This window comes from Nocardioides sp. P5_C9_2 (assembly GCF_054049555.1).
The window spans coordinates 1-7,500 of record NZ_JBFUMD010000002.1; the positions used below are offsets into that span (position 1 = coordinate 1).

Genomic DNA, 7,500 nt, shown 5'->3' on the forward strand with positions numbered 1-7,500 from the left:
ACCTCGAGCCGGGAGGCGTACGACGCCACGTCGGCCGCCAGGTCGGACAGCAGGTAGGTGAGCTCGGCCAGGCGGTCRGCCAGCTCCCCGGCCTCGGGGTCGTGGTCACGGACGCCCTCGAGCAGGGTCCTCGCGGTGGCGGTGGTGGCGAGCGCGTCGGGGGCGTCCTCGTCGCTCGAGAGGGCCTCGCGAGCCTGCTCGGCGGCGGTGCGCAGGGTGTCGGCGTAGCCCAGTCGTGACTCCTCGGCCGCGAGGGCGGCGTCCTCGCCGGGCTCCGGAGAGACCTGCTCGATCTCCGTGAGGCCGAAGCGGAGCCGGTCCGCCTCGAGGGCACGCTCACGGGCGTGGGTGACGACGTCGTCGAGGTCGCGCTCGACGGTCGTGAGCTCGGCGTGCAGGCGCTGCCACTGGGTCAGGAGCCCGTCGACGGCACCGGCGGCGAACCGGTCGAGCGCGTCGCGCTGGGCTCCCGCCCTGAGCAGGCGGTGCTGGTCGGACTGGCCGTGGACCGCCACGAGGGGCTCGGTCACGTCGGCCATCCGGGACACGGGCACGGAGGCACCCCCCACCCAGGCGCGGGAGCGTCCCTCTGCAGCGATGTTGCGGGCGACGACGACCCGCCCGTCCTCGGTGTCCCCACCCAGCTCGTCGACGGCGGCGAGGAAGGCGGGCAGGGTGCTCGCCTCGACGACACCCTCCACGCGTGCGTGCTGGGATCCGGAGCGGACGGCACCCGTGTCGGCGCGCCCGCCGAGCAGCAGGGCGAGCGCGGTCACGACCATGGTCTTGCCGGCGCCGGTCTCACCGGTGATGACGGTCAGCCCCGGACCCAGCTCGAGGGTCGACGACTCGATCACGCCCAGCGAGCTGATGCGGATCTCCTCAAACATCGACACTGCCCTCCCCGACGGGGACGACCTCGCGACGGCGCCGCTCGGCCGTGCCGCGCCAGCCCTCGACGGGCAGGTCGAACTTCGCGACGAGACGGTCGGTGAACGGTGCCTGGTGGAGGCGGACGAGGCGGACCGACCGCTTGCCGCGCCGGACCTCGATGCGCGCCCCGGGGGGCAGGTCCACGGGACGTCGCCCGTCGCACCACAGCACGCCGGCACCCTGGGTGGTGGCGAGGAGCTCGACCGCGAGGACGCTCGTCGGGGCCACGACCATGGGTCGCGCGAAGAGTGCGTGGGCGCTGATCGGGACCATCAGCAGCGCCTCCACACCGGGCCACACGACGGGTCCGCCCGCGCTGAAGTTGTAGGCGGTCGACCCGGTCGGGGTGGCGCACACGACCCCGTCGCAACCCCAGCGGGAGAGGGGGCGGCCGTCGATCTCGACCACCACCTCGAGCATCCGCTCCCGGGCCGCCTTCTCCACGCTGGCCTCGTTGAGCGCGAAGGTCTCCGCGACGAGCTCCTTGTCGTGGTAGACGCTGACGTCGAGGGTCAGCCGCTCCTCGGTGGCGTAGCGACGGGCCACGATCGCGTCGATGGTCGACTCCACGTCGTCCTGCTCGGCCTCCGCCAGGAAGCCCACGTGACCCAGGTTGACCCCCAGCAGCGGTGTCCCGCTGGTGTGCGTCATCTCGGCGGCACGCAGGATGGAGCCGTCGCCGCCGATCACCAGGGCGAGCTCGCAGCCCTCGCCCGCCTCCTGGGCGGCGTCGACGAGCTCGACGGCCGGCAGACCGCAGCCCGGCGCCAGGTCGAGGTCGGCGGCCTCCTCGGACAGCAGCCGGACCACGATGCCGTGACCGGTGAGGGCGGCCACGCACGCGCGGGCGACGTCGCGGGCCTCGGGACGACCCGTGTGCGCCAGCACGAGCACCCGGCGTACGTCGTCCGGCGTCGGCGCGGGGGCGGTCGTGTCGGTCATTCGCCCACCCTCTCACCCGGTACCCCCAGCGATCCGGAGCGCTGCACCTCGGCAGTGATCTCCTCGCCGCCGACGGCGGCGGGCCCCCGCCGCAGCAGGAGGAAGAACTCCACGTTGCCCGAGGGCCCCGGCAACGGGCTGGTGGTGACCGCGACGGCCCCCCAGCCATGCCGTGCCGCGGCCGCCGCGATGGTCGTCACGGCCTCGGCGCGCAGGGCGAGGTCCCGCACGACGCCTCCCTTGCCGACCCGGTCCTTGCCCACCTCGAACTGCGGCTTGACCATCAGCACCAGCTCTCCGTCCGGCGCGGTGACGGAGAGGAGCGGGTCGAGGACCAGCTCCAGGGAGATGAACGAGAGGTCACCCACCACGAGGTCGACGGGCCCGCCGACCAGGTCGAGCGTCAGCTCGCGGATGTTCGTGCGGTCGTGCACCACGACCCGGTCGTCGCTCTGCAGCGACCACGCGAGCTGGCCGTAGCCCACGTCGACGGCGACCACCTCCCGCGCGCCGTGGCGCAGCAGGACGTCGGTGAACCCTCCCGTCGAGGCACCCGCGTCCAGGCACCGCTTGCCCTCGACGGTGATCCCGTGATCGGCGAACGCCGCCAGCGCTCCGGCGAGCTTGTGCCCGCCGCGGGAGACGTACTCGGGTCGGTCGGGATCCTCGCGTACGACGATCGCGACGTCCGTGGTGATGCCCGTGGCCGGCTTGGTCGCGACCGCGCCACTGACCTTGACCCGTCCGTCGGCGATCAGCTCGCTGGCGTGCTCACGCGAGCGGGCCAGGCCACGGCGGACGAGCTCCGCGTCGAGCCGGAGCCGGCGGGGAGGCATCGCCGTCAGCCCGACGGTGCGTCGAGCGCACGGCGGAGTCGCTCATGGGCGTCCTCGAAGACCGCCACGTGCTCGGCCACCGGGGTGTCCGACAGGCCGTCCAGCGAGGCCAGCACCGCGTCGACCTCGGCGACGCCGGTCGCGCCGTCCTCGCCCTGCCCGAGCTCGCCCTGCGCGTGCTGGTGCTGCTCGTCCTCGTGCTGCTGGTCCATGGCGCGCACGCTACCCGTGCGACACCGGCCCGGGGACGTCCGGCACCGACACGCCGTCGACGGACGGCGCCTCTCCGGTGTCATCGAGGTGGGTCCACCCGGCGACCGCGACCACCCGCCAGAAGTCGGAGGACTCGCCGGAGCCCTCCACCCGCAACCGTCCCTCGACCACCCGTGCCGTCCAACCGCCCAGTGCGGCCGATCCGTCCGCCACCTCGGGAGCTCCCTGGGCTGCGAAGAGACCCTCGAGGTCGGTGGCGACGTAGGTCGGACGCAGCCCGGGGCCCGCGGCCACCAGCTCGGCCAGGTGGGTCACTCCGGTCATCACCAGCAGGGAGTCGACGCCCACGGCGCGGGCCCCCTCGATGTCCGTGTCGAGCCGGTCCCCCACCATGAGGGGACGTCGTCCACCCACGCGGCGTACGGTCTCGTCGAGCAGCGGACGCGACGGCTTTCCGGCCACGACCGGCTCCACCCCGGCGAAGTCGGAGATCGCCCGGACCAGCACCCCGTGTCCCGGGGCCTGCCCGTAGTCGGTGGGGATGGTCATGTCCGCGTTGCTGGCGACGTACGGCAGGCCGCCCTTCACCAGCGTCGCGGCGCGCATGATGTCCTTCCAGAGAACCTCCGGCCCGTAGCCGCTGACCACCACGACCGTGTCGTCATCCGGCTCGGTCTGCGCCACCAGGTCCTCGGCGGCCAGCGCGGCCTCCAGGCCCGCGCCGCCGAGCAGCAGGACGTGGGCCCCGGCGCCGAAGCGCTCGCGCACCACCCGGGCCGCGGCCTGCGCCGAGGTGACGACGTCCGAGGCATCGGCGTCGATCCCGAGCGCGACGAGGTTGCCGGCCACCTTCTCGGGGGTCCGGCTGGCGTTGTTGGTGACGAAGGCGAGGTGCACCCCCGCCTCCCGCACCCGACGCAGCCGGTCCGGGACGCCGTCGATGGCCTCCCCACTGACGTAGATGACACCGTCGAGATCGAACATCACGAGGTCATGGGACTCCAGCAACGAGCCGTCGCACGCCTTGAGCACTCTCACCCTCCCACCGGGCCGGAAGTCCCCGGCCCCTACGATGCTTCGATGGACTTCGCCGCCACCGTGGTCACGCCGCCGTACGCCGCGAAGCCACTGGGACTCGCTGCGTTCGCGGGGATGATGCTCTCCCCCGCCCGGGTCGGTRACCCGGCGTCGGCACGCGCCTTCGCGCGACCCTATCGGGCGGTGGCCGGCCGGCTGCAGGAGTGGGAGCGTCGGGGCCACGTCGTCACGGACGAGGAACCCGCTCTCTACCTGCACGAGTACACCGCGGGCGGTCTCACGGTCCGCGGGCTCGTCGGCGCCCTCGACCTGTCCCGTCGGGCCACCGGTCTCGACGACCGTGCCGTGTGGCCGCACGAGGGCATCCACCCGGTCCAGGTCGACGAGCTCGCGGACCGGATGCTCGAGATGGAGATGAACCCGGCACCGATCCTGCTCGTGCACGACGGGCCCGCCGACATCCGGGCCTTCGTCCGCGAGCTGGTGACCACGCCCCCGCACCGCGAGTACACCGATCGAGCCGGCCAGCGCCAGCGCCTGTGGCGCATCGACGGACCCGCCGAGATCGACATGGTCAACGCCTCGCTCGCGCAGTCCTCCGCACTGATCGCGGACGGTCACCACCGCTACGCGGCCTACCTGCGACTCCAGCAGGAGCGGCCCGGGACGGCGTGGGACAGAGGGCTCGCGATGCTGGTGGACCAGGGCGACACCGGACTCTTCCTCGGAGCAATCCATCGGACGCTGGGCGGCGTGCGGCTCGACGTGCTGTTGTCCGCTGCCCGTGCCGCCGGCGGCACGACGTGGACGGCGCACGCCGGTACGGCGCTCAGCGCCCTGGCGCCGGGCCGCCTCACCGCCACCGACGGCGAGCAGTGGGCGATCATCGAGGCCCCCGACCGTGGCCTGCTGCCGGTCGAGTGGCTGCACCGTGACCTGGTGCCCACCTTGTCCACGTCCCAGATCGCCTACCACCACAGCGTTGAGGAGGCACTCGGCCTGGCGGACACCGCGACGTCCGCCGTGCTGCTGCCCGCTCCCGACTTCGCGGACGTGGTCCGGGTGATCAACCGCGGGCGGCTCCTCCCGGAGAAGGCGACGTCCTTCCAGCCCAAACCTAGCCTCGGCGTGCTCATGCGGTCGCTGCACGTCGCACCCGCCGAGCAGAGCTGACCTCCACCTCGACGCGCGAGGCAGCACCCGCAGCGGTGCGGAAGARCCGACGCCGGATCGATCCCGCGACCTCGAGGACGTCCCCCGGCTCCCACCCCGTGGCCGAACGTCGCACGCGGCCCAGCACGGTGCTGCACTCCAGGGCGTCGACGCGCTGCGCCGACGGGTGTCCCGGCGGCCGGACCACCACCACGCGGAACGAGCACAGCGTGTCCCCGCTCGGCAGCACGACCTCCTCGGGCGGCGCTGCGAGCCGACCCACCAACCGTACGACGTTGACGTCGTCCACCCGGCCCACCTCGGGGCCGGACGCTGCACGTGCGGACATGCACATCACCTCCAGCACTCAGGCTGGAGGAAACCACCGACCTCTGCGCCCACCGGAGGCGGAGCCTGTGCACGGAGCCGCATCAAAGCCCGGCTGTGCACGCCCGAAGGCCCGATGCGGCTCGGGGTGAGCACGCGTCGGGCGGCACCGGTCCAGACGAAAAGCCCGGAAATGGGAAAGAGGGGCCGCCTGGTGGCGGCCCCTCTCCCAATGTATGTCCGGCGGCGTCCTACTCTCCCACAGCCTCTCGGTTGCAGTACCATCGGCGCTGAAAGGCTTAACTTCCGGGTTCGGTATGGGACCGGGTGTTTCCCTTTCGCTATGGCCGCCGTAACTCTGGCGGAACACACACACCCGACCACAGTGTGGTGGGGGTGTTCCAAGCTCTTGGTGATACGTGTTCAGTTGTATCGGTTCCCCCGCAMACCATCCCCGRGAACGGGGTGGGTTTGTGGTCTGGGAACTGCATGTGGACGCGGGCACAACACTAGTGCGTGGTGATGTGTTATGTACGGTGTTGGGACAAGCCCTCGGCCTATTAGTACCGGTCGGCTAGGCATTGCTGCTGTACACCTCCGGCCTATCAACCCCATGTTCTGTGGGGGGCCTTACCCCATAACGGGTGGGAAACCTCATCTTGAAACGTGCTTCCCGCTTAGATGCATTCAGCGGTTATCACTTCCGAACGTAGCCAACCAGCCGTGCCCCTGGCGGGACAACTGGCACACCAGAGGTTCGTCCATCCCGGTCCTCTCGTACTAGGGACAGCCTTTCTCAAGTTTCCTGCGCGCGCGGCGGATAGGGACCGAACTGTCTCACGACGTTCTAAACCCAGCTCGCGTGCCGCTTTAATGGGCGAACAGCCCAACCCTTGGGACCTACTCCAGCCCCAGGATGCGACGAGCCGACATCGAGGTGCCAAACCATCCCGTCGATATGGACTCTTGGGGAAGATCAGCCTGTTATCCCCGGGGTACCTTTTATCCGTTGARCGACGTCGCTTCCACATGCCGACGCCGGATCACTAGTTCCGACTTTCGTCCCTGCTCGACATGTCTGTCTCACAGTCAAGCTCCCTTGTGCACTTACACTCAACACCTGATTGCCAACCAGGCTGAGGGAACCTTTGAGCGCCTCCGTTACATTTTAGGAGGCAACCGCCCCAGTTAAACTACCCATCAGGCACTGTCCCTGATCCGGATTACGGACCTAGGTTAGACATCTAATACTACTAGAGTGGTATTTCAACGTTGACTCCAACCAAACTGGCGTCTGGCCTTCACAGTCTCCCACCTATCCTACACAAGCAGTACCAAACACCAATACCAAACTATAGTAAAGGTCCCGGGGTCTTTCCGTCCTGCCGCGCGTAACGAGCATCTTTACTCGTAGTGCAATTTCGCCGAGTCCATGGTTGAGACAGCGCCCAAGTCGTTACTCCATTCGTGCAGGTCGGAACTTACCCGACAAGGAATTTCGCTACCTTAGGATGGTTATAGTTACCACCGCCGTTTACTGGGGCTTAAATTCTCCGCTTCGACTTGCGTCTAACAGGTCCTCTTAACCTTCCAGCACCGGGCAGGAGTCAGTCCGTATACATCGTCTTACAACTTCGCACGGACCTGTGTTTTTAGTAAACAGTCGCTTGGGCCTGGTCTCTGCGGCCATCACCGCGTCCCCACGCAAGGTGGTTCACGGATCCGGCCCCCCTTCTCCCGAAGTTACGGGGGCATTTTGCCGAGTTCCTTAACCATGGTTATCTCGATCGCCTTAGTATTCTCTACCTGATCACCTGAGTCGGTTTGGGGTACGGGCGGCGCGTAGCTCGCTAGAGGTTTTTCTCGACAGCATAGGATCACCCACTTCACCAAACGGCTCCGTGTCACATCTCAGACATATGGAATCCGGATTTGCCTAGATCCCGTCCTACATGCTTACCCGTGGACTACCATCGCCACGGCTGGGCTACCTTCCTGCGTCACCCCATCGCTTGACTACTACCAGATCGGGTCCCACGCTCCACCAGATCGCCTTCCC

At 69.0% G+C, this 7,500-nt stretch carries 7 protein-coding genes and 2 rRNA genes (1 of these 9 only partly in view); 1 reads left to right on the forward strand and 8 read right to left on the reverse strand.

The features are described 5' to 3' along the window. From ACXJKL_RS00135 to ACXJKL_RS00155, 5 genes are all read right to left on the reverse strand, one after another. Positions 1–890: AAA family ATPase (locus ACXJKL_RS00135; protein ID WP_457205021.1), on the reverse strand; the 890-nt coding region annotated here is incomplete at its 3' end. Further along, a complete protein-coding gene (locus ACXJKL_RS00140; protein WP_457205022.1) occupies positions 883–1,875 on the reverse strand; it encodes an NAD kinase in 993 nt (330 codons plus the stop codon). The genes ACXJKL_RS00135 and ACXJKL_RS00140, both read right to left, overlap by 8 nt. Continuing rightward, on the reverse strand, positions 1,872–2,711 hold the full coding sequence (locus ACXJKL_RS00145; RefSeq protein WP_457205023.1) for a TlyA family RNA methyltransferase: 840 nt from the start codon (positions 2,709–2,711) through the stop codon (positions 1,872–1,874). The genes ACXJKL_RS00140 and ACXJKL_RS00145 overlap by 4 nt, the downstream gene beginning before the upstream one ends. A gap of 5 nt (positions 2,712–2,716) precedes the next feature. After that, positions 2,717–2,923, reverse strand: coding sequence for a hypothetical protein (locus ACXJKL_RS00150; RefSeq protein ID WP_457205024.1), 207 nt, complete (start codon positions 2,921–2,923; stop codon positions 2,717–2,719). A gap of 10 nt (positions 2,924–2,933) precedes the next feature. Further along, positions 2,934–3,962 carry an HAD-IIA family hydrolase gene (locus ACXJKL_RS00155; RefSeq protein WP_457205025.1) on the reverse strand — a complete coding sequence of 343 codons (1,029 nt, stop codon included), beginning with the start codon at positions 3,960–3,962 and terminating at the stop codon, positions 2,934–2,936. A gap of 42 nt (positions 3,963–4,004) precedes the next feature. On the opposite strand from ACXJKL_RS00155, the gene ACXJKL_RS00160 reads away from it, so the two are divergent. After that, entirely contained in the window at positions 4,005–5,135 is a 1,131-nt protein-coding gene (locus ACXJKL_RS00160; RefSeq protein ID WP_457205026.1) for a DUF1015 family protein, read from the forward strand. On the opposite strand, the gene ACXJKL_RS00165 is transcribed toward ACXJKL_RS00160, so the two are convergent. The 3 genes from ACXJKL_RS00165 to ACXJKL_RS00175 form a co-directional block, all read right to left on the reverse strand. Next, the gene (locus ACXJKL_RS00165; protein WP_457205027.1) at positions 5,095–5,463 is read right to left on the reverse strand and encodes a single-stranded DNA-binding protein; all 369 of its coding nucleotides are present in this window, start codon (positions 5,461–5,463) and stop codon (positions 5,095–5,097) included. The genes ACXJKL_RS00160 and ACXJKL_RS00165 overlap by 41 nt on opposite strands. Before the next feature lie 216 nt (positions 5,464–5,679). Beyond that, positions 5,680–5,796 (reverse strand): 5S ribosomal RNA (gene rrf / locus ACXJKL_RS00170). A gap of 185 nt (positions 5,797–5,981) precedes the next feature. Further along, positions 5,982–7,500 (reverse strand): 23S ribosomal RNA (locus tag ACXJKL_RS00175); it runs 1,584 nt beyond the window's last position.

Coding starts and splice junctions, on each gene's coding strand:
- ACXJKL_RS00140 (WP_457205022.1), bottom strand. CDS start 1,875: ATGACCGACACGACCGCCCCCGCGCCGACGCCGGACGACGTACGCCGG.
- ACXJKL_RS00150 (WP_457205024.1), bottom strand. CDS start 2,923: ATGGACCAGCAGCACGAGGACGAGCAGCACCAGCACGCGCAGGGCGAG.
- ACXJKL_RS00145 (WP_457205023.1), bottom strand. CDS start 2,711: ATGCCTCCCCGCCGGCTCCGGCTCGACGCGGAGCTCGTCCGCCGTGGC.